The sequence below is a fragment of the Pelobacter seleniigenes DSM 18267 genome (assembly GCF_000711225.1).
Lineage (GTDB): Bacteria > Desulfobacterota > Desulfuromonadia > Desulfuromonadales > Geopsychrobacteraceae > Seleniibacterium > Seleniibacterium seleniigenes.
The window spans coordinates 161,403-184,560 of sequence record NZ_JOMG01000002.1; the positions used below are offsets into that span (position 1 = coordinate 161,403).

17 protein-coding genes are annotated in these 23,158 nt (G+C 55.3%); 7 read left to right on the top strand and 10 right to left on the bottom strand.

The genetic code is table 11. The features are described from left to right. Positions 1-15 precede the first annotated feature (15 nt). Entirely contained in the window at positions 16-420 is a 405-nt protein-coding gene (locus N909_RS0103365) for a carboxymuconolactone decarboxylase family protein (RefSeq protein ID WP_051689489.1), read from the bottom strand. Positions 421-1,013: 593 nt separating this feature from the next. Here N909_RS0103365 and N909_RS0103370 point away from each other — a divergent pair. From N909_RS0103370 to N909_RS0103385, 4 genes are all read left to right on the top strand, one after another. After that, the gene (locus N909_RS0103370) at positions 1,014-3,053 is read left to right on the top strand and encodes an ATP-dependent helicase (protein ID WP_029911403.1); all 2,040 of its coding nucleotides are present in this window, start codon (positions 1,014-1,016) and stop codon (positions 3,051-3,053) included. Between the two features lie 108 nt (positions 3,054-3,161). Beyond that, a complete protein-coding gene (locus tag N909_RS0103375; RefSeq protein WP_029911407.1) occupies positions 3,162-3,554 on the top strand; it encodes an OsmC family protein in 393 nt (130 codons plus the stop codon). 825 nt (positions 3,555-4,379) lie between these two features. Further along, on the top strand, positions 4,380-4,634 hold the full coding sequence (locus N909_RS0103380) for a hypothetical protein (protein ID WP_029911410.1): 255 nt from the start codon (positions 4,380-4,382) through the stop codon (positions 4,632-4,634). A 340-nt stretch (positions 4,635-4,974) separates the two neighbouring features. Further along, positions 4,975-6,780, top strand: coding sequence for an IlvD/Edd family dehydratase (locus tag N909_RS0103385; protein ID WP_029911413.1), 1,806 nt, complete (start codon positions 4,975-4,977; stop codon positions 6,778-6,780). Between the two features lie 33 nt (positions 6,781-6,813). Here the strand turns inward: N909_RS0103385 and N909_RS0103390 are convergent, their stop codons facing one another. Further along, entirely contained in the window at positions 6,814-8,967 is a 2,154-nt protein-coding gene (locus N909_RS0103390) for an EAL domain-containing protein (protein WP_029911417.1), read from the bottom strand. A 356-nt stretch (positions 8,968-9,323) separates the two neighbouring features. After that, positions 9,324-11,306 carry a methyl-accepting chemotaxis protein gene (locus N909_RS23585; RefSeq protein WP_051689490.1) on the bottom strand — a complete coding sequence of 661 codons (1,983 nt, stop codon included), beginning with the start codon at positions 11,304-11,306 and terminating at the stop codon, positions 9,324-9,326. Between the two features lie 486 nt (positions 11,307-11,792). Between N909_RS23585 and N909_RS0103400 the strand changes: the two genes are divergently transcribed. Then, a complete protein-coding gene (locus N909_RS0103400; protein ID WP_029911424.1) occupies positions 11,793-12,014 on the top strand; it encodes a GSU3473 family protein in 222 nt (73 codons plus the stop codon). 85 nt (positions 12,015-12,099) lie between these two features. On the opposite strand, the gene N909_RS25165 is transcribed toward N909_RS0103400, so the two are convergent. The 5 genes from N909_RS25165 to N909_RS0103435 form a co-directional block, all read right to left on the bottom strand. Next, positions 12,100-12,264, bottom strand: coding sequence for a DUF1328 domain-containing protein (locus N909_RS25165; RefSeq protein WP_029911427.1), 165 nt, complete (start codon positions 12,262-12,264; stop codon positions 12,100-12,102). 38 nt (positions 12,265-12,302) lie between these two features. Next, positions 12,303-12,584, bottom strand: a complete 282-nt coding sequence (locus tag N909_RS25985) for a hypothetical protein (RefSeq protein ID WP_051689491.1) — start codon at positions 12,582-12,584, stop codon at positions 12,303-12,305. 238 nt (positions 12,585-12,822) lie between these two features. Beyond that, a complete protein-coding gene (locus N909_RS0103420) occupies positions 12,823-13,623 on the bottom strand; it encodes a family 1 encapsulin nanocompartment shell protein (protein WP_029911433.1) in 801 nt (266 codons plus the stop codon). Positions 13,624-13,645: 22 nt separating this feature from the next. Then, complete coding sequence (locus N909_RS0103425) at positions 13,646-14,020, bottom strand: ferritin family protein (RefSeq protein WP_029911436.1); 375 nt, start codon at positions 14,018-14,020, stop codon at positions 13,646-13,648. 241 nt (positions 14,021-14,261) lie between these two features. Next, the gene (locus tag N909_RS0103435; RefSeq protein WP_029911441.1) at positions 14,262-15,215 is read right to left on the bottom strand and encodes a YbgA family protein; all 954 of its coding nucleotides are present in this window, start codon (positions 15,213-15,215) and stop codon (positions 14,262-14,264) included. Positions 15,216-15,448: 233 nt separating this feature from the next. Between N909_RS0103435 and N909_RS0103440 the strand changes: the two genes are divergently transcribed. After that, positions 15,449-16,969 carry an SDR family oxidoreductase gene (locus N909_RS0103440; RefSeq protein WP_029911444.1) on the top strand — a complete coding sequence of 507 codons (1,521 nt, stop codon included), beginning with the start codon at positions 15,449-15,451 and terminating at the stop codon, positions 16,967-16,969. 12 nt (positions 16,970-16,981) lie between these two features. Here the strand turns inward: N909_RS0103440 and N909_RS0103445 are convergent, their stop codons facing one another. Further along, complete coding sequence (locus N909_RS0103445; protein ID WP_029911447.1) at positions 16,982-18,235, bottom strand: HDOD domain-containing protein; 1,254 nt, start codon at positions 18,233-18,235, stop codon at positions 16,982-16,984. 460 nt (positions 18,236-18,695) lie between these two features. Between N909_RS0103445 and N909_RS24350 the strand changes: the two genes are divergently transcribed. Continuing rightward, complete coding sequence (locus N909_RS24350) at positions 18,696-20,402, top strand: diguanylate cyclase (protein ID WP_029911450.1); 1,707 nt, start codon at positions 18,696-18,698, stop codon at positions 20,400-20,402. A 21-nt stretch (positions 20,403-20,423) separates the two neighbouring features. On the opposite strand, the gene N909_RS0103455 is transcribed toward N909_RS24350, so the two are convergent. Further along, a complete protein-coding gene (locus tag N909_RS0103455; RefSeq protein WP_084167412.1) occupies positions 20,424-22,982 on the bottom strand; it encodes a glycogen/starch/alpha-glucan phosphorylase in 2,559 nt (852 codons plus the stop codon). Positions 22,983-23,158: the final 176 nt, after the last annotated feature.

Genomic DNA, 23,158 nt, shown 5'->3' on the forward strand with positions numbered 1-23,158 from the left:
GGGTCTCGGCCTTGCTCAGACCCCTTCCAGACTCAGTTCGGCTTGCTCTACCAAGCCTTCGCCAAGGCTCTCCTCAGTCGCCGGGGCAAACTGATCAAAGGCGTCCAGGGCCTGCGAACCGTACACCACCGATGGCCCGCCCCCCATCAGCACGGCCACACCAATGGTCTCGAGCAGCTCGGCGCGAGTAACCCCGAGTTTGAGAGCATCCCTGACGTGGGTGGAGATACAGCCTTCACAACGGACGGCGATAGCAATCCCCAGGGCAACCAGCTCCTTGGTCCGGCTGGACAGCACGCCTTCAGCCAAGGCCGCCTTGTGCAGCTGCCCGATCCCCTTCATGATCGCGGGATTCTCTTTACCGAGCTGCCCCATCTGCCGTTGCAGCTTGGCCTGAAATTCCTGAAAATTTTCAACCATTCTCATCCTCCTCTTAATTGTTATATTCATATTTCACAAACAAGAACCTAAAACCTTGCCCGCTCGCTGTCAACGATTACCCGTTTTTTCGTACTTTTGTTTTTTCGGCCAACGATTCAACACCGCCTGCCGAGTCAAAATCGGGAGCGGACAGGATGCAAAAGCATTAAAGAGATAAGCAGAGGGAAGAAAACGACCAAGATAGGGGCAGAAACAGTTTCAGACTGAAAAAAGGTAAGGAACCCCGTACGCCCGATACCGGGATACGGTCGGAACAAAACGACGCTTAAGAAGCAGTGCTGGTTGTTGTGACAGGGGCCTGAATCTGCGAGGCCGGGGTGGCACCGCTCCAGGAAATCAACAACAAAGAAGCCCAAAGAATACTGATAAATATGATAACAAGTCTGAACATGGCGCGAAATTTAGCAAAAGTTCACAATAGAATCAATAGGAGAATATATCCTTCATCTGAGATTTTCATGGCGATTGCAGAACATAGGGAAACCATGATATTGTCCAGCCTTCGGGACAACCCCTGAAAATTCGGTCTTTTTGTTAAAAACACAATTATTTTCATGGTTTATTAGATACAGATGTTCGATCTCAACAGTCTCAACCCACAACAGCGCGAAGCGGTCGTCCACCGCGACGGGCCGCTCCTGCTGCTGGCCGGTGCCGGTTCCGGAAAAACCCGTGTCATCACCTGTCGAATCACTTATCTGCTGGAGCAAGGCGTTCCCGCCGACGAGATCCTTGCGGTCACCTTTACCAACAAGGCGGCCAAGGAGATGAAGGAACGGGTCGAGGACATGGTCGGCCGTGAAGCCGCCAAGGGGATGGTGATCGCCACCTTCCATTCCCTCTGCGTTCGCATTCTCAAGGCCCATATCGACCGGCTCGGCTATAAAAAGAATTTTTCCATCTACCCGGCCAGCGACCAGCAGCGCCTGGTGCGCGATCTGGTGCGCGAAATCGGCGCTGAAACCAGTTCCGCCGATGCCGATCAGGTCCTGTTCCGCATTTCGGCCGCCAAAAACCAGCTGGTCCGCGCCGAGGATTATCAGGCCAGCGCACGTGATCCCTTTACCTCGTTGGTTGCCGCTGTTTATCCTCGCTACCAGAAGAAACTCAAGGCCTACAACGCCGTTGACTTTGACGACCTGCTGCTGTTCGGAGTCACCCTGCTGGAACAGAACCCGGACCTGCTGGAGTATTACCAACGCCGCTTCCGTTACCAGATGGTCGACGAATACCAGGACACCAACCCGGTCCAGTACCGCCTGCTCAGGCTGCTGGCGGGAGGTCACGGCAACCTCTGCGTGGTCGGTGACGACGACCAGTCGATCTACGCCTTTCGTGGCGCCGATGTCAGCAATATCCTCGACTTTGAGAAAGACTTCCCCGGCACCAAGGTGATCAAGCTGGAGCAGAACTACCGCTCCACCGGCAACATTTTGGCCGCGGCCAATGCGGTGATCACCAACAACACCAAACGTCGGGACAAAAAGCTCTGGACCGCGGGCGGCGCCGGCGAACAGGTCGATTATCTCCTTTGTCTCGACAGCGAAGATGAAGCACGCCAGGTCATGGAGATGATCCACGCGGAGAAATACCACAAGAACCTGAACTACGGCGATTTCGCCATCCTTTATCGGACCAACACCCAGTCACGAGCCTTCGAAGAGCAGCTGCGTTACGAAAACATCCCCTATGTCCTCATTGGCGGCCAGCAGTTTTTCGAGCGCAAAGAGATCAAGGATGTCGTTGCCTACCTGCGGGTGATTCTCAATGCCACCGACGAGGTCAACCTGCTACGAATCATCAACTATCCCAAGCGGGGCATCGGCGACAGCAGCATCGATCGGCTGATCCGCTATTCCGCGGAGCAGGGGCTGTCCCTCTGGAAGGTCCTCCAACAGGCCGCTGAGGTGCCCGACACCAACGAAAGGACTGCTGCCGCCATCAGCAGCTTTGTCAACCTGCTGACCGGCTTCCGGCGACGCTTCCAGAACCCGCTCCGCTTGGTCGAAACCCTGCAGGAGCTGTTCCGCGAGGTTAAATTCGCCGACGAGATCTATCGTCAGGAGAAAGATCCGGCCATTGCCAAACGCCGGGTTGAGAATCAGGAAGAATTGATCAACAGCATGGCGGTCTATGTCGAACGCACCCCCGAGCCGAGCCTGGCCGGGTTCCTGGAACGGATCAGCCTGCAGGATGATGATGGCATCGGCCGTAACGACAAGGAGAGCAAGCTGGCGCAGGACGCCGTGACCTTGATGAGCCTGCATTCGAGCAAGGGGCTGGAATTCCCCATCGTTTTTCTGGTCGGCATGGAAGAAGGCTTTCTGCCGCACAAAAAGTCGATTTTCGAAACTTTCGACATCGACGAGGAGCGTCGCCTCTGTTATGTCGGCTTCACCCGGGCTGAAAAACGCCTGGTCCTGCTCGGCGCCCGCCAACGCCGCAAGTACGGCAAACTGGAGCAGCGCGAACCGAGCCGGTTTTTGAGCGAAATCCCCGCCGGGCAGCTCAACCAGCCCGCTCCGGACAAGCCCATCGAACTGACACCCGAAGAGCAGGCCAAAAGTGCCAGTAATTTTTTTAGCAACATCAGTCAGATGTTTGGAGATTGAGCGCAACCTGACCACCGCGCTGGAAAGGATCAGGATATTCGTCGGCTGGGAAAGTTGCGGTCTTTTGTAGCACCAAGACAACCAATATATCCACAAGGAGGCAATACCATGGCTTTAATCAATGTCAGCTTTCCCGGAGGGGTCCAGGTCAATGCCAACGTCGCCGGTTTCGACATCCTCACCGACCAGCCTGAAGCCAACGGCGGGACCAATGCCGCGATCAACCCTTTTTACCTGTTCCTTTCTTCCCTGGCGACCTGCTCAGGCTTCTTCGCCCTGCGGTTCTGCCAGCAGCGCGACCTGCCGACCACCGGGCTGGGGCTGACCCTGGATGCGGAGCGTGACGAAGAGACCCACGCGCTGAAAAAGGTGCGCATGAAATTGCAGCTGCCCGCCGACTTCCCGGACAAATACAAAAAAGCCATCCTCCGCGCTGCGGAACAGTGCGCAGTCAAGAAGGCGCTGGAGAATCCACCCGAGATCCAGATGGTGACGGAATAAAATTGGCCTATCCTGCCCTCAATCGCCTTCAGGAAGGGGATTGAGAGCAGGTTCCGACAACCACTGACAGCTCGTTTGTCTCACCCCCATCCCGACCTTCCCCCATCAAAGGGGGAAGGAGCATAGCACTGTCATGAGCTTCGTTAGTTGGCGATGTTGGGTTTTAGGCGTGTATAGAACGAAATTCCATCAAGCTAGCAACTCTTCCAATTCAGCAGCCCTTCATTCCGCCAGTACGAGAAGCGAAGCTTTTCGTCGGGCGCATTCGACGACGGTCGGGCTAGTAGCAGCCATGCTCCATGATTAAATGCAGCGATGACCAACCTTGCCGAATGAGCAGCGTCTAGGGCACCCCTGGATCTTCCCCAGAAAGAACGGACCTCCCGAGCAATCAAGAGGTCGTTTTTTGCCTACTTTTAGTCGGACTGGACAAAAAGTAGGGCGGCGGCGGGGCCGCGACCCCCGCGAATTTGACTTTGATTTTGAGGTTTGGCTGCCAGATCTAAACCTCACTGTTGATCAACCAGAGAGACCTTATAAATCCCCCCGCCCCCCTTTTTCAAAGGGGGGAAGGTTGTCTACTTGCTTGCCTGTTTCATTTCCCCCTTTGGCAAAGGGGGATTAAGGGGGATTTGGATTTTGCTGCCAGAGCAAACCCGCCAGCGAATCAACCAATGAAACCGGCAGGTCTCGGCCCGACAGCCGCCCGACTTTTGCCTTCCCAATTTCCTTGAGATAATCCCCACGACCCCGTATCATAACCGCCAATCATCACCTCAGCGCTTCATTATCCGGCCATCACCAGCATTTGACGGAGGACAGACCATGTCAAAAAACACCTGGGCTATTGGATGCGTTCTCACCGGGATTCCCTGCCTGCCAAACGGCTATCAGTTCATTAACCAAGGCGAGATGGTTGGCTTTGGCTGGGGCTTGATTGTGGCCGGGATACTGTTCACCACCCTCGGTTTTTACCTGTTTTATCGATTATCCACCGCGGGCAAAAGCGTGCCCGCAGCACCTGTTCCCAAGTCCTCCCGTAACAACAAAAAGCACCGCAGGAAATCCTCCCGCAGATAGACCGGCTGTTTTTTTCGGTTCGCGTGTGGTGAGATTTCTTTGACCTGTCGAGCTAATCCTCATTATTTTACGAGATTTTTATTGGCTTAATTCCCTCGCTCTGCTAGGGTTGATAGTGCCATTTGTTGTAACACTTCACTAGTGTGGTAATGCCTCCGTTTGACTCGCGGGGGCATTGCCATTTCTGCCCTATCTTCAGCCCCGTTTTTTTCACCCCTGCCTTGACCGGCGGTCCCTTTTCAGCTCATTCTGTAGTTATCAGCTCAACTTTACCTGACGAAAAATTTTCCAGGGATTGCCCTTAAACACATGACCACAAATCCATTCCGCATGAGGTCAGATGATGAGTTCTAAAACGGACACGCATGACCAACCAAGCAAACTACGCAGCAGACGCTGGTTTGATGACCCTGACAATCCGGGTATGACCGCCATCTACATTGAACGTTATATGAACTACGGCATCACCCGGGAAGAACTACAATCCAATCGACCGATTATCGGCATTGCTCAGACCGGCTCGGACCTGACCCCTTGCAACCGCCACCACCTGGAACTGGCGCAAAGAGTCAGGGACGGGATCAGGGATGCCGGCGGCATTCCGTTGGAATTCCCGGTGCATCCGATTCAGGAGACCGGCAAACGGCCGACACCGTCATTGGACCGGAATCTGGCCTATCTCGGGCTGGTGGAAATTCTCCATGGCTATCCCCTGGATGGGGTGGTCCTGACCACCGGCTGCGATAAAACCACGCCGGCTTGCCTGATGGCGGCGGCGACGGTCAATATTCCGGCGATTGTTCTGTCCGGTGGGCCGATGCTGGACGGGTGGTGGAAAAAAAGACTGGCCGGTTCAGGGACGGTCATCTGGCAGGCGCGCGAAGAACACAGCGCCGGGAAAATCAATTACGACGAATTTATGGAGATGGTCTCCTCGTCGGCGCCATCGGTCGGTCATTGCAATACCATGGGTACGGCCTTATCGATGAACTGCCTGGCCGAAGCGCTGGGCATGTCCCTGCCGGGCTGTGCGGCCATTCCCGCTCCGTACCGGGAACGGGCCTGGATGGCCTACGCGACCGGTAAACGCAGCGTCGAACTGGTCCACGAGAACCTGCGCCCAAGCGATATCATGACCAAAGGCGCCTTTGAAAATGCCGTGGTCGCGGCTGCGGCCCTGGGTGGGTCATCGAACTGTCCCATACACATGGTCGCCATCGCCCGGCACATGGGGGTGGAACACAGCCTGGAGGACTGGCACCGGTTGGGGCCGGAGATCCCGCTACTGGTCGATTGTCAGCCAGCCGGACGTTTTCTCGGCGAAGCCTTTTTCCGGGCCGGCGGGGTACCGGCGGTCATGAAAGAACTGGCCGGCCAGGGCAAACTCAATACCGAGGTGATTACGGTCAGCGGGAAAACCCTGGCTGAGGACTTGGCGGCCTGCAACCAAAAAACCGATCATGAAGTGATCCGCCCCTACAGCAATCCGCTTAAAGAAAAAGCCGGCTATGTGGTGCTGACCGGCAATATTTTTCACAGCGCGGTCATCAAAACCAGTGTCATCGATGATGATTTTCGCCGCAAATTCTTAAGCCACCCCGCACATCCGAATGTTCTGGAGGCCCGGATCATCGTTTTTGAAGGGCCTGAGGATTATCACGCCAGGATCGATGATCCAACGCTGGAGATTGACGAGACCTGCATGCTGGTCATTCGCAATTGCGGCCCGGTCGGCTACCCTGGCGCCGCAGAAGTGGTCAACATGCTGCCGCCGGCAGCACTGGTCAAAAAGGGGATTTCAGTCCTGCCCACCATGGGTGACGGGCGACAAAGCGGTACGTCGGGCAGCCCGTCCATCCTCAACATTTCCCCCGAAGCTGCGGTTGGCGGCAATATCGCGCTGCTCAAAACCGGTGATACCGTACGGATTGATTTAAATCGTAACCGGGCCGATGTCTTGCTCAGCGACGCCGATCTGGAACGGCGCCGTAAGGAACTGCCACCTCCGCAGCTCAACAACCAGACACCATGGGAAGAATTTTACCGCAGAGAAGTCGGCCAATTGGAAACCGGTGGTTGCCTGGAATATGCCGTTTCCTACCTGGACGTGATCGCCAGCCGTGGCGAATCCCGCCATAGTCACTGATTGCGCAATCGGGTTAACACCGGTCAGCGGTGGCTAATTCTTGAGTTTGGCCAGAAAACGATGATATTGGATGGCTTCTTCGACAATGCCGATCACCGTACTCTCGGACCAGGGTTTTAAAAAGAATTTGAAGACCGCCCCCTTATTCACCGCGTTCACCAGGATAGCCACATCCTGCTGGCCGGTAAATGCAATCCGCACGGTCTGCGGGTAGAGCTGTTTGACTCGCGCCAGGAAACTGGCTCCGTCGAGCCCGTCCATAACCAGATCGGTAATAACCACCGAAATATCTTGCTGGGCCAGTTTGAAAAAACCGTCTTCGGCATTGCCGGCGGTATCGACCGCGTAACCGTTGTCTTCGAGCAGTCCGCCCAAGGTTGCCAGCACACCCGGATCGTCATCCAGCAGCAAAATTCGCTTGGTCGCTTCTTGCGTTGCAGCAATGGGGAGGACCGGTCGCTCTCTCAAAAACCGCTCCAATTCATCAGGTGGCAGCGGTTTTGAGTAAAAATAACCCTGAATTTCATCACAGCCGATTTTTTCCAGAAAGCGCAACTGCCCTTCGGTTTCAACCCCTTCGGCAATAACCTCGTGGCCAAGAGCTTCAGCCATGGCCCTGGTCGCTTTGATAATCGCCGCACTATTAGGATCATGAGTGATTTCCATGACAAAAGAGCGATCGATTTTTATCTTGTCAATGGGCAATTGGCGGAGATAACTGAGACTTGAATAGCCGGTGCCGAAATCATCCAGCGAAATCGAAAACCCCATTCCCCTCAACTCTCCGAGAATTTTCTGGGCCGTATCAAGGTTCCCCATCATGGCCGTTTCGGTCACTTCAAGCTCCAGCATCCGGATCGGCACCCCGGTTTTATGGAGGATTTCCCCGGCAAAAAACACGAAATCCCGGCTACGCAGCTGCCCTCCGGACAGATTCAAGGAAATCGGTGGAGGCGAAAGGCATTTATTCAGCCATTGCTGATATTGTTCACAGACCGATTTAAAGACCCACTCCCCGATCGGCTCAATCAGCCCGAGGGTTTCCGCCAGAGGGATAAAGACCGCGGGGCTGACCGCGCCGAGCTTTGGATTGTGCCAACGTAACAATGCCTCCATGCCGGTCATGCGGCCGGTTTTCAACGATGCTTTGGGTTGGAAATGCAGACTCAGTTCGTTGTACTTGATAGCGCCCTTGAGCTGATCTTCAAGGTTCAACCGCAGCAGATATTTATCATTCAACTCATCGCTGGCAAAACGGATCAGGACGTCTTTCTCCCCACTGACCATGGTGGCCGCCTTCCTGGCATTTGCCAGCAGGGTCTCGGCATTTTGTCCATTCCGGGGAAAAATACTCACCCCAACCTGGCATGAGGTCTTAAACGATTTGCCGGAATGGGAGACCGAGAAGGTTGCAGCATCGCGCAAACGATGGGCTAGATCGGGAATGTAGTCTTCATGACGAAACTTCGAGGCGGCAACGACAAATTCTCCCCTGCCGCAATAAGCCAGGGTATCGATGGCCCGAACCTCAGACAACAACCGCCTGGACACTGTTTCCAGCAGGCTGGCCAGGTCGGCATCGGAAAAAGCGATGTCGATACTGTCATAGTCCTGCAGCTGAATCCAGAAAACCGAGACGAAATCGACGGCTCGATGCGCCAAATGCAGAGCCTGGGACAGGTTTTCCTCCAGCAAGGTCCGATTGGGCAGCCCGGTCAGAGTATCGTGGGTCTTGCTGAAAGCAAACTGGCGCTGATACATCTTACTGTCACTACAATCGGTCAATGACTCGATACAACCAACAACGGCCCCGTCGTCATCGCGGAGCAACCGGCATTGCACCAGCAAATAGCGTTGTTGCCCATTTACGGAACGGAACAGGCCCTCTCTTGAGATTTCCGATGTATGACTGAACAGGTTGACCGCGTTGGAATTACAGCCTGTAGGTTGATGAGCTTCGAGCAATTGTTGTGACAAGACCGGTCGGGGACGGGAAAAAAAACCTTTCCAGACCTCGCTGGTTCCAAGGACCTCCTCGGCGGCGAGACCGGTCAGCTGTGCGCAGGCTTTATTCCAAAACAGGACGCGTCCCTGTGCATCCAGAATAAACGAGGCGATCGGATTTTCTTCGAAAGCGGTTTGATAGAGAGCGGCACATTCCGGTGCAGATGGAATTGCGTCGTCCATAAGATTCCTTTCCGGCTCCAGCTGTATAAAAGAAGAGGGTATCATGGTTTAAAACAGCAAAAACTGGCCCCCACCCACTGATTAGCATATTCAAATTAGAATAGATACTATTTTATCCCCTCATTAACAATTGATAATCACTCTCAAAACAAGGCTGCTTTGAGGGTTCTTCCAGAGATGCGTCCCAATCAGCCAGTGCTGCAACATTTCCCAAAAGCAAGCCCGGAATCAAGAACAGCTTTGATTCCGGGCTTTTCCCGTCATGGCGATGTTATCCGGTCAAAACCTGACCGGCAAAAATACAGCATATCCTGAGCCGGTCTCGATTCCAAACGATCCCGAGGGGCCGGAACCGGTCAGGCCAGCTGTTTCTGTTTCGGCTTATAGCCAAGTTGATTGTTCAGTTCGTTCAACTTAAAGCGTTTCAGCATGCTCAGCAATTCGGCAGCCTGGCTGGACAATTCCTCGGCAGCGGAGGCGCTTTCTTCAGCCGTGGCCGTATTCTGCTGAATTACCCGGTCGATCTGGTTGAGCCCCTGGTTGATCTGACCGATCCCGCTGGCCTGTTCCGTGGAAGCGGAGGCAATCTCTTCAGCCAGATCTGAGACTTTTGAGACCCCGCCATAGATTTTTTCCAGTGACTTGGCGGTCTGATGGGCTATTTCCACCCCATTCTGGGTTTTTTCGACGGTCCCGGCGATCAGTTCACTGGTTTCCGAGGCCGCTTTGGCGCTCCGCGCAGCCAGGTTTCTCACCTCTTCGGCAACTACGGCAAAGCCTTTGCCATGCTGCCCGGCCCGAGCGGCTTCGACCGCGGCATTGAGAGCCAGCAGGTTGGTCTGGAAGGCGATTTCATCAATGACCTTGATGATTTTGTTAATGCTCTGGCCGGCGGTATTGATTTCCGCCATAGCGGCCACCATCCGCTCCATTTGCGAATTGCCTTCGTCGGCAGCCTTCTTGGCCTCACTGGAGAGCGTGTTGACTTGGCTGGCGTTCTCGGCGTTGAATTTCGTCTGGCTTGACATTTCATTAAGAGAACTTGAGATTTCTTCCAGAGATGCAGCTGACTCGGTTGCCCCCTGAGACAGGGATTGGGAGAAATCACTGACATTCACACTGCCGGAAGAAATCTGCTGGCCGGACACCAGCTGTTGACTGACCATGGCGCTCAGGTCGTCCCGCACCTTGAGCAGAGCCCTTCTCAATTCATCCTTTTTGCCGTCTTCAACGTCGAGGGCAAAGGTAAGATCACCCATGGCCAGTGCGTCCAAGGCTGCACAAACCTGCTTGAGTTTATCCACCATATTGCTCAAGGAGAACAACAGACGGCCGACTTCATCCTTGCGCCCAGCTTCGAGGCTAATGTGCAGGTCCCCATCAGCCACCTGATCAACGACCCCGATCACCTTCTTCAGTGACCTCAGGAAATCCCGGCTGATCCAGATCAACACCAAGCAAAGCAGAAGTCCGGTCGCAACAGCCCCGATGCTCATCTGCATCAGCGCGGCATGTTTGGACCGGGCTGCCGCAGCGCCACTTTGTTCAAGCAGCAAAGTACCATTGTCCTTCATTACCGTACTGCGGGCCTTGATATCTTCCATCAGCTGCTTGATGGTCGTTTCAACCGTATGCAACTCGGTGCGCGGCTCGACAACAGATTTTAACAAAGTACCATACTGGTCGAGCAGTTCCTTAAAAGTGATCCCATCCTTGGTTTCCAGGCCACCCATGTTCTTTTCGTCCAGCTGTTTTTTCAAATCGCCCAGATAGTTAGCGATCTGCTTGGCCTGTTCGGGGTCGCCATTGGCCAGGTAGGCATTGCTGTCAACCTGGAGCTTTAAAATCTGCTCACTGAAAGAACCGAACCAGATCTCCTTTTTAACCTTATCACCATAGTCGATGAGAGTTTTTTGCAAACCTTCATCTTTTTTGAAACCAATGGTTGTTTTCAACTCGGCAAAACGGTGGAAGTTCTTTCTGAAATCCTCACTGGCGGACTCCATCCAGACGATATCCTCTGCCAAAGCTGACCCTTGCAGGGAGGAGAGCTGTGCCGCCAAAGCGCGTTTGTGTTCAGCGAGCTCCTGATCCATGTCCTTGAGAAAGCCTTCAACCCCGTTCAGCTGTAAATTTCGACTGTTGTCGGCAATTTTCAGCAAACTCAGTTGAATCTGCGAGGCTTCACCGATTCCCCTGGCAACGGAATCGGCCTTGTTCAAGGACTGGCTCATATCCGTTAAACCGGAGATGGCCAATGTGGTGACCACGGCAAAACCAAACACAGCCAAGATCAGGACCAGCACCATTTTCTGTTTGAATGTCAAACTGTTTTTCACAAACGACTCCTTTGTTCTCTGTTCTCATGGTGTTAAATAGCTGGGGTTTAAAATCAAAGGAATTCTAGATATTTACATTTGGAGAACACACAGGAAGATATCACCCGGACCTAATTTCAGCAGGAAGAAGTCATGAAGAGGAAATAGGTCCGACCAAAACATTCGGCTTTCGCCGCAACGCAATCATAAGACAGCAGAAATTTAAACATCCTATGAATTAACGATAGTTCATTTATTATCTTTTAACAAGATATTTTTTTGGAATATTTTTATTTTCAGGAACACACTATGGAGGCAGTCGGAGCCCTCGTCGGCCAGCCAGGGGGATTTCAATTTCCATCGACTTTTCAATGTCCTGCTCACCGCAACAAAACCATCCCATTTTATGCTGTTTTTTGATAACATAGCGTTTTATTGTGTGCTACCGGAAAGCATTGGACTTTTCTTTCTCAATGGCGGAATGAATGAAAAAGGAGGAACGGTTTGATGATTCAAGTGGTTTATAAAAACGGCAGAGAGGATGTTGTTGATCAGAAGTTTCTCGATATCCTCTTGTATCTGGGCGAAGTGCAGGAGTTTCGGCGCAGTGACCACTGGGTAAATGTCGCTGAAGACCCGATTCGCTCGTTCCACCGCCAGGAGTTTTCAGGTCAGGACCGCAGACGACATGCCCCGACGGAATTCATTTCCGTCCCGGTCAACGGTTAGCTCCCGCTCACCGATATCATGAAACAGGGCTGGAACTCCTCGGTTCCAGCCCTGTTTCGTTCGCTTATGACTGCCAGTTGCCCACTCAGACCTTCGGCTTGCGACCAAAGATCAAAGCGACCACAAAAACAACCAGGAAAATGAAAAACAGGATTTTGGCTATGCCCGCGGCAGTACCGGCAATTCCGCCAAAACCAAGCACACCGGCAATCAGGGCGATAACCAGAAAAAGAAAAGCCCAGGACAGCATAATATTATCAACTCCTTTCGCTGGAAAAGGGACTAAAGTTACTCAGTCTTGGTCGCTTTCTTGACCTTTTCCACAGCCTCATCGATTTTTTCACCGGCTTTTTCGGCAACGCCATCGTTATCAAGCTTGTCACCCACGTTATCTGCGGCATCCTTGATTTTTTCACCGGCCGTGGAAAGGTCCTCTTTGACTTTTTCCGCAGACTGATCGAGCTTTTCACCGGCCTTTTCCGCTGCGCCGTCGTTGGATTCACAACCGACCGCCAACAACGCAACCAGGCAAAAAACGACAAAGAATAATTTCTTGGACAATCTCACCATAAAGCAACTCCTTAAAAAGCAAAATGCCGGTAAGCAATCTGCTTACTGGCCTTATTTTTAAATATATCACCTTTTTGGTAATATTCAAGCTGCGGGTCGATAGCCATTTTGCTATCATCCCCTAACCAGATGATATAAAAGGAAATATTCAAACAGATATAGGCCGCAGCAACAGACAAAAAAAGCCCCGCACTTGCTCCAGCGCGGGGCTTGTCGATCCAATTCTACGGCAGGCCGGTTATTTCAACTTGAACCCGACCAGCGCCTCCGGGGCCACAACCCTGAAGGTAAAGGACTCGGTGGCAAACAGATTGATCTCAGTTGCGGTGTGGCTGTGATAGCCGATGGAAAAATCCTGGCCGACCGTGAGTTCGAGGTCACCGCCACGGCTGGAGACCAGCAGGGCATCTTTGACCAGTTCCGAGTAAATGACCTTGCCTTCGATCTGGCGCTCCAGAATCGACCGCAATGTCCCCCCCGGGGTGCTCCGCGCCAGGAACTTCCAGATCCCCGGCGAAACCACGAAATTGGCGGGTCCTTCGACCCCTTCCTTTAACATCCGTGCCTGCCCTTCGGAAACGGCATCAACAATGGAATCCATGTCCAGGGTAACCCCTAACTGTTCTCCTTTGACATGCTCGATCAGGCCTTTCACCGAGCCAGGCTTGAATCCTTCATAGATCGCTTTTTCTTCAAACAGGGCGATTTCCCGGCAGGCTTCAACCAAGGCATCAAGTTGAATGTCTTTGGCGCCGCGCTCGGCATTATCCAACTCCCAGGTCTGCAGACTGAAATTAACCCGTGCCTCAACCAGGGGCTGGACCTGATGAATTCCGTAGCCGACCGCGCCGTTCTTGTTTTTTTCCGGCATGGCCAACCGCCCCAGGGTCACGCACGCATGGCCGATACCATGGGGGCCGTCGATATCGACAAATTTCCGCCCTGATAGATTAGCAACCAGGGTTTCCTTGGCCATGGCATCAATTTCACTCCAGCCGACCGGGCTGATTGGAGCAAGTTCTCGACGTAATAAATCCATAATGACTCCTGTTTTTGAGATATTATTTTTTCAAACTTCCTATTCCCAGGCCCGCCCCGGACCCAGCATTTGCCGTCGGGGCTTCCTCGGCCTGGCCCGCTCCGCCCAGGAACTCATCTTCGACTTCCCGCGCACCTTCCTGATAGAATTTTTCCTCTTCCGGATCAAGTTCTTTGAGTAACCGTAAAAACTCCCCGGCATGAACCTTTTCCTCATCAGCAATATCGATCAGCACCTGCTGGGCCAGGACATTGTCCGTCGATTCGGCGAGCTGCTGATAGAGCTGGATGGCTTCATATTCCGCGGCGACCATAAAACGGATGGCCCTGACCAGTTCTTGATGGGTCAATTGACGATCATGCTTCAGGACACTGAAAGGGTGACCAAATTCCGGCATTGTTTCCTCCTTGGTAGACTGAAAGATTTCAGAACGATCATGTGTTCTTTTCGGTGTATCAGTATAGCCGATGATCCGGATGAGTCCAGCCGTGCCCGGACAATTCATGGTTCGCCGGCAGGCCTCAGTCAAGAGGCAAAAACCGCCAGCCACGCCTCCGCCGGGACATATGGCCTCGTCGTCCAGGAACATCAACGGCGGGAAAGGGGCTGGACGAAAACCGGCCACAGCCGGATCGTGGTCAGACCAGGTTGAGCAATTTCAGCTCTTTGGGATGCGGTTTGAGATAGATCTGGGCGGCCAGGTAGGGCTGGTCATATTTGCGCACAAAATGATTGATCATGGTGATCGGGACAATCAAGGGCAGCAGGCCGTTGCGATAATCTTCGATCAGCTCGATCAATTCCTGTTTCTCGTCAGGCTCGAGGTGGCGTTTAAAATAACCGAGGATATGATAAAGCACATTGATATGCTTTTTGACGGTGGTTTGCAGCCGCAACGCTTCCTTCAGCAGCACCAGGTATTCAGCCAGCAGATCGGTCAGCGGTTGCTGTTTGCCGGTGGCGACCAGCCGCCCCAATTGGCGATAGATCGTTTCGCTATGGGCAAAGATCAACAGTTTATGCCGGGTATGGAAATCAACCAGGGCGCCCAGGTCCGGAGAACTCCCCATCAGCAACCGCCAACGCTTCAGGGTAAATATGGCGGTAATAAAATTTTCCCTCAGCTTAGGATCGTTCAGGCGCCCCTCTTCCTCAACCGGCAGGAGCGGAAAATGTTCCATGAAAATCCGCGCAAAAACCCCGACCCCGACCTTTTTCGGGACCCCGCCGGCGGCGTAAAGTTTGACCCGCTCCATGCCGCTGCTGGGGGATTTCGATTTAAAAACAAAGCCGTCCAGCTGTTCTTTTTCCAGTTCATGGACCCGCCGCCGCGCCCAATGTTCCATCCGCTCGGTGATGTCTTCACCACTGCGGGCGAAGACCAGCCGCACCGCGTCCCCCTCATGGCGAACCAGCCGCAAGGTATCGCGCGGTACCGGCAGACCGACCTCCACTTCCGGACAGACCGGGACAAAGTCGACATAGGCACCCAGCACATCGCGCAGATAACGATCCAGCTTGTGGCCGCCATCATACCTGACCTGAGCGCCGAGCAGACAGCTGCTGACGCCGAGGCGAATTTTTTCATCCATGCTATAGTCTCCTTGAACAGGTTGTGGAAAAAACCACGCGAAACGAACCACACTCCATTGCAGACGGCCTGCAAACAGTCTACTGGGCCCATGGATGGGCATTCAAACGCAATGTCAGATGCTGAACGTATTGTTTTTGTCAGGTCGGCAAAAGGGCAATGGCCCCGGCCTGATTGAGAAAGTCCCGCAACGGACTTGTTCAATAACCCGATCATAAAACAGGGAGCTAGCTGATGACGACAGAAAAAACCGGCCGGCCCGTTTTTGTCGCCGGCGCCACCGGGTATATCGGCGGCCGGCTGGTGCCGCGCCTGCTCGATGCGGGCTACCGGGTGCGTGCCCTGGTCCGCGCCCCGGAAAAACTGCAGAGCCGTCCCTGGGGGGAGCATGAGCTCATGGAGATCGTCAAAGGCGATGTCCTTGATGGCGAAACCCTTAAGCAGGCGTTGGCCGGCTGCCAGAGCGCTTATTACCTGGTCCACTCCATGAACCCGGCGGTCGGGGATTTCGCCCGCACCGACCGACAGGCTGCCGTCAACATGGCGCAGGCAGCCGCCGCTGCTGGGCTGGAACAAATCATCTATCTGGGCGGCCTCGGCGAGACCAGCGGCCAGCTCAGTCATCACTTGGCCTCACGTACCGAAGTCGGCGAACTGCTCCGCCAGGGGCCGGTCCCAGTGACTATTTTGCGGGCGGCCATGATCATCGGCTCGGGCAGTGCCTCCTTCGAAATCCTCCGCTACCTGGTCGAGCACCTGCCGGTCATGATCACGCCGCGCTGGGTCGACACCCCCTGCCAGCCCATCGGTATCCGCAACGTACTGCATTACCTGGTCGGTTGCCTGCAAGTCCCGGCTTTACGCGGCGGCACCTTTGATATCGGCCAGCCCGAGATCACCAGCTATCGCGCATTAATGAAAATCTATGCAGAAGAAGCCGGGCTGGCGAAGCGCTGGATTATTCCCGTTCCGGTGCTCACCCCCCGGTTGAGTTCCTACTGGATCCATCTGGTCACGCCGGTCCCCGCGGCCATTGCCCGACCATTGGCGGAAGGGTTGAGCAGCCCGGTCGTCTGCCGTGACCGACGGGTTATCGAACTGCTCCCCCAGGAGCTGTTCGACGCCCGCAAAGCCATCCGCCTGGCTCTGGATCGGATCAGGCAACAACAGGTGGAAACCGCCTGGACCGATTCCGGACGCATTCCCCCGGCCGAGTGGAGCATCCCCGGCGATCCGGGCTGGGCCGGTGGTAACCTGTTCGAAGACGCCCGCAAGGTTATTCTGGCCGGCAGCGCGGAGGAGATCTGGCCGGCGGTCAGTTCCATCGGCGGTGAGGTCGGCTACTATTATGCCGATTGGCTGTGGCGGTTGCGCGGTGCGATCGATCGACTCTGTGGTGGGGTCGGGCTGCGCCGCGGCCGCCGCAGCTCCAAAGAGCTGTACCCGGGAGACGCTATCGATTTCTGGCGGGTGGTGGCCGTTGCCAGGCCCGAGTTCCTGATGCTATCCGCGGAGATGAAAGTCCCGGGCAAGGCGGTGCTGCTGTTCAGGCTCAGGCCGCTGTCCGCCACCAGCACGGAGTTGCAACAGATCGCCCGCTTCCTGCCGCGCGGCTTACTGGGCCTGCTCTACTGGTATGCGGTGCTGCCGTTTCATCATTTTGTCTTCAACGGTATGCTCAATGGGATTGCCCGGGCTTCGGGCAAGCAGCTTCTCGCCGCGGCGCAAAAGCAGCCCGCGGCCGACCAGGGCTGAAGCTGCTTCGATTCAACCCTCTGCGCCGTCCGGACCCGCAAAAAAGACCCGCACGATCTGTTTGAACTCCTGATCAACCTTAACCAGGGCCGGCGCAATCATTTCCGGAGTCAAGCCGGTTTCCGTCCAGGCCCGCTGCTGCAGTTCGGGTATCTCGTTGACCAGCAGGGCCTGGTGCCCGGAGGCATGAGCAAAGATATCGGCCAGATGCACCAGGCAGGCCTCACGGGAATAGTGGGCCAGGCGGGGGGAATGATGACCGCCGATCATCCGCGTGAGGGCCGATGACAAGCGCCATTTTTCCGCCAAAAATTTGCCGATCAAGCTGTGATCCATTTTCAGGCATTCCTGTTCCGCCCGGCACATCGGCAGATGTTCCTGCCTGGCCTTGACCACGGCGGCGGCATACTGCTGCGGCATCCGTTCCAGCATCACCAGCCGGCCGATATCATGCAGGAGCCCGCCGGTAAAATAGGCTTGCGGTTCCTTTTCACCGAGGGCTTCGGCAAAATAACTGGCAAAGAGTCCACAGCGGATGGAATGCCGCCAGAACGAGTCCATGTTGAGAACGTCGGAAGGAACCTGGCCGAACTGTTTGACCACCGTAATCCCCAGGGTCAGGTTGGTCAACTCGTTGGTGCCGAGCAGGGAAACCGCCCTGGAGACCGAATCGATTTTCCCGGCAAACCCATAAAAAGGACTGTTGACCAGGCGCAACAGGCGCACCGTCAGGCTGGGATCCTTATCGATGGCATTGGCGATCCGGTAGGAAGAGACGTCGGGTTGTTTCAGCAGTTCGATGATATGCGCATACACCGTCGGCAGGGAAAACAGCTCGATATCTCCGCGCAACAACTGCGGGATGCTGAGCGGCGGCGGTACTTGCTCAGGATCGACAACCAGGGAGTCGCTGCGGAAGGAGATCGGGTCCCAGCCGCTTTGCAGGCTCAGTGCCGCACGATGGGTGACATGCCGGTAGAGGGTCGCGATGGGCTCCTGGTCCAGATCATTCAGCACGAAGCGCCGCCAGAGGTAGGCTTCGGCACGCTCCTGAAACTCGACGCTGGCCTCCTGCTGCTCGGTGTAGCTCTCATCCAGGCTGTCCGCGGCGATATCGGCTTCAATAATCCCCCAGCCCTTCAACAACGGCAGATGGGCGGCCTGCAAGCAGGCACCTGCCGCGAGCACAAACCGGCCTGTCGGGGTCAACAGGTCCGCAGCCAAAACCATTCCTTCGGTCAGATCATCAACATAAACAAGTGCCAAAATAATACCCTGTCACTATTTTCTGTTCAGCCGCGCAGATGGCCGGTCGGGACAAGGCCCCTACCAGCGGCAGTCAAGCGCCTGCTATTGCAAGCGCTGCACAGCAAAGCAGCTAAAGAGATACGCAATCCGCTTCCCCTAGCACACGCCAGCGGTGGAAAGAAGCTGACTCAATCATAGAATATTCTGAACATTAAGAACAGATTCTTATTGGACTGTCCCAACCTGCCCCTGGATATCAGGACAAAGTCATATCAATAAGACAAAAACACCCGGCAACGAAATATTCTGAAATTTTCTGCTCATACTGGTTCTTTCCTGAGCCAGGCCCGTGTTATTATAGGGATATTTCTCACAAGGTGGAGAAAAAGTTCATCCCGGCATCGACTTTAAACCGGTTTGAAAAATCATCATGTCAGCCACCAGCTGTCTGACCGGCAGCCTGTCAAAGAGGCACACTATGATTAAACCTGCAGCCCCCCCACCTGAGCAATCCCCGGATCTGCTCCAAGCCATCCGCAGGATTTCTGAACTGGAAACTGAACTCGAGGCACAACGCCAGAATCCGGACCAGACCCCGTACCAACTCTGTCGCCAGGATCTCTCCAAACTCAACGCCTTGATTGACAGCAGTGCGGACCTGATCTGGCTGATGGATTGTGATAAAAAACTGGTTCAGGCCAACGGCACCGCTCTCGCCGCGCTGCAGACTTTTGGAGCAGCCGAGGTCAGTCCGGGGCAGCCGGTCCCGGCGATGTTCCCTGGTCAAGAAGCAGAACGTTTCAACACCATTTTCGAACGGGTCCTGCAAGGCCAGACCGAGCAGACGGAATTCAAAACCCCCGGTGGGCGAATTTTCTCGGCGACAATTCAGCCGGTCAGAGATGGACACCAGATCACCGGGGCGTCGACCTTCGCGCGCGACGTCACCCAGACCCGGCACCTGGAAGAAGAGCTGCGCCGCTACGGCCAGGTTATCGCCTCCACCCCCACGCTGATCGCGGTCCTCGATCGGGACGCCCGCTTTCATCTGGCCAACGACGCTTATCTGCGCGCGTTCAATAAAAACCGTTCCGAGCTGATCGGGACCCACATCAACGAATTGATCAGCGCGGCCCATTATCAGGAATACACCGAGCCGAACCTGCGTAAAGCATTTGCCGGAGAACCCTGTCAGTTTCAATCATGGATGGATCTCCCCGCCCATGGCCATCGCTTCATGGCCATCACCTACCACCCGCTGCAGGACCCGCCGCAGGCCCCTGAATTTGTGGTAGTCAGTGTTCATGATATCACCGACCTGAAGCAGGCCGAAGACAATCGCCGGAGGATCTTTGAAGTGTCCCTCGACATGCTCTGCATCAGCGATTTCGACGGTCGTTTCAGGGAACTCAACCCGGCCTGGACGAAGAACCTGGGCTGGTCGGAAGAAGAGCTGCAGGGCCGCTCCTGGCTGGATTTCATCGACCCTGACGACTTTGCCACCAGCCTTGCCGCCGGGGAGAAGCTGGCCCGGGGCGAAAGTCTCGTCGGCTTTGAAAACCGCTATCGCTGCAAAGACGGTTCATTGAAGTGGCTGGCCTGGAGTTCCTATCCGGACTCGGAGCAGCAGAAGATCTATTCGGCGGTGCGCGACATCACCACGCGGAAGAAGATGGAGGAAAAACTGCAACGGCTGGCCGCCACCGACCCGCTGACCGGGGCCGGCAATCGCAGGCATTTTATCCAATGTGCGGAGCAGGAACTGAAACGCAGCTCCCGCTATGGCTCGCAGCTGGCGGTGGTCATGCTCGATATCGACTATTTCAAAAAGATCAACGATCGCTACGGCCACGCCACCGGCGATGAAGTTCTGAAAAAACTGGTCGACTGCTGTCTGCAGGAGTTGCGCGCGACGGATATTTTCGGCCGCTTCGGCGGCGAGGAGTTTGCCGCCGTGCTCATCGAAACCGACCGCACCACCGCGCTGGAAACCTGTACCCGGTTGCTGCAGCAGATCTCCAAATTGAAGATCAACACCGCGGACCAAACCTTCAACGTCACCGTCAGCATCGGCCTGACCATGCGCAGCGCAGAAGACATCAGCATCGATCCGCTCCTGAAACGAGCGGATGATGCCCTGTATCAGGCCAAAGAGGCCGGACGCAACCGGGTCGTGCTGCTCTGACCGGTTGCCGAGAGGTGCTGATCAGGAAACCGGCGCATCGAGGATCGATTCGGGATGGAACTTCCTGTCCAACTCGGCATCGACCCCGTTGGCGATTTTCGGCAAACGCCAGATCTCCCGATTATACTCACGCATGGTCCGATCAGTCGAAAACTTGCCGCCGCTGGCCGTGTTGAGAATACTCATCCGCGTCCAGCCGGCCCGATCCCGATAGGCCGAGGCGACCTGTTGCTGCGCCGTAACATAGGAGGCAAAATCCGCCGCCGTCAGCCAGGGGTCGTAAGGACTTTCAATGGCCGCAATCAACGGATCGAAAATCCCCGCTTCAAACTGGTTGAAATGGCCATGCTTGAGCAGGTTCATGACCCGCTGGAGGTCCTCGTTCCCCGCAATAATGCCGCTGGGATCATAGTGCGGACGCAGGGCCTCGACTTCCGCAGCAGTCAGCCCGAAGAGGAAAAAGTTGTCGGCTCCGACCTCCTCGCGGATTTCGATATTGGCGCCGTCCAGGGTGCCGATGGTCAGCGCGCCGTTGAGCATGAATTTCATGTTGCCGGTCCCGGAAGCCTCTTTGCCGGCGGTCGATATCTGCTCGGACAGATCGGCGCCCGGAGCGATAACCTCCATGGCCGAAACCCGGTAATTGGGGAAGAAGGCCACCTTGAGCAAATCCCCGACCTGGGGATCGTTGTTGACCATGATCGAGACATTACTGATCAGCTTGATGATCAGCTTGGCCATCTGATAGCCAGGGGCTGCTTTGCCGCCGATCAGCACGCAGCGCGGGGTCCAGTCTGCGACATCATCCCGTTTGATCCGGTCATACAGGTGGATCACGTGCAGCACATTGAGCAACTGCCGCTTGTATTCGTGAATCCTCTTCACCTGGACATCAAACAGCGCTTCAGGGTTGAAGGTCACCTTACACTCGTCCTTGACCAGTTGCGCCAGGCGCTGCTTGTTGTTGTACTTGACCCGCTGCCACTCGTCCCTGAACTCAGGGTTCTCCGCTAAAGGCTTCAACCGGCTGAGCTGGTCGAGCTCGGTCACCCAGCCATTGCCGATCTTACTGCTGATCAGCTGATTCAAGCCGGGATTAGCATAGGCCAGCCAGCGCCGCTGGGTTACCCCGTTGGTCTTGTTGTTGAACTTCTCCGGCCAGAGCTCGTAAAAATCACGGAACAGCCCTTCGCGCAAAAGCTGCGAATGGAGTTCGGCAACCCCGTTCACGGAAAAACTGCCGACAATCGCCAGATAGGCCATCCGCACCTGCGGTTCCGGTCCTTCTTCGATCAGGGACATGCGCCGCTGACGCTCCTGATCGCCGGGCCAGCGTTGCGCCACCTGACTTAAGAAGCGGGCGTTGATTTCATAAATGATGTCGAGCAGCCGGGGCAGCACCGTCTGAAACAGGCGCACCGGCCACTTTTCCAAAGCTTCGGGTAACAGGGTATGGTTGGTATAGGCCATGGTCTGCTGGGTGATATCCCAGGCGTCCTTCCACTCCAGCCCGTGCCGGTCCAGCAACAGCCGCATCAGTTCGGCGACGGCAATACTGGGATGGGTGTCGTTGAGCTGAAAACAGTTCTTTTCGGCGAATTCCTTGAGATGTTTCCCCTTCACCCCGGCCCAGCGTTCGAAAACGTCCTGCAAACTGGCGGAAGCGAGAAAATACTGCTGGCGCAGGCGCAGATCCTTGCCGTTCTCGCTGGCATCGTTGGGATAGAGGACCATGGTGATTTTTTCCGCCTCGTTTTTGGCTGCGACCGAGCCGGCATAATCGCCGGAGTTAAATTCATCCAGGTCGAATTCTTCGGTGGCCACGGCCTTCCACAGCCGCAGGGTATTGACCGTTTCATTGCGATAGCCGGGAATCGGCACATCGTAGGGCATGGCCAGAACATCACGGGTGTCGACCCAGCGGACCCGCAGCTTGCCCGAGGCATCGTTGTAGAACTCGCTGCGCCCGCCGAATTTGATCCGTTGCCGATATTCGGGGCGTTCCAGTTCCCAGCAGTTGGACGAGGCGAGCCAGTGATCCGGCTCCTCGATCTGGTAGCCGTTTTTGATATGCTGGCGGAACATGCCGTATTCATAGCGGATGCCGTAGCCCATCACCGGTAATTGCAGGGTTGCGCAGCTATCGAGGAAGCATGCGGCCAGCCGGCCGAGGCCGCCGTTACCGAGCCCGGCGTCCGGCTCGATATCCGCCAGTTCCTCCATGTCGAGATAGACCTCGTGCAAGGCGTCAGCGACCTCTTTTTCGATCCCCAGATTATGCACCGCATTCCCCAGGGAGCGCCCCATCAGGAACTCCAGGGACAGGTAGTAGGCGCGTTTGCAGTCGCTCTCTTCATAGGCATAGCGGGTATTTTTCCAGCGTTCCATGAGCCGGTCGCGCACGGTCAGGGCCAGGGCTTCATAGGCATAGTGGGTCAGCCGGCAATTCCGGTCACGCCCCAGGTTGTAGGTATAATAACTGCGAAAGTCGTCGCCCAGCGAATCGGCGTCCATCCCCAAGGGAGGCGCATCGGTCAGTTCCGGGCAGGTTGCTTTGTTTTTGAAACGTTTGAAATTCATAGCGGTATCCGTCGTTTCTGTACGCAAATAAATCGAAAATCACCGCAGGGTCAAAACCTGGCAGCCCCCTCGACTTGTCTTATAAAATAGCACAGGCTTCAGCCAAGGCGAAAGCGGGCACGAAAAAAGCCCCGCGCAGAAGAGCCTGAGCGGGGCCGTTGGTCAATCAGAAGAGG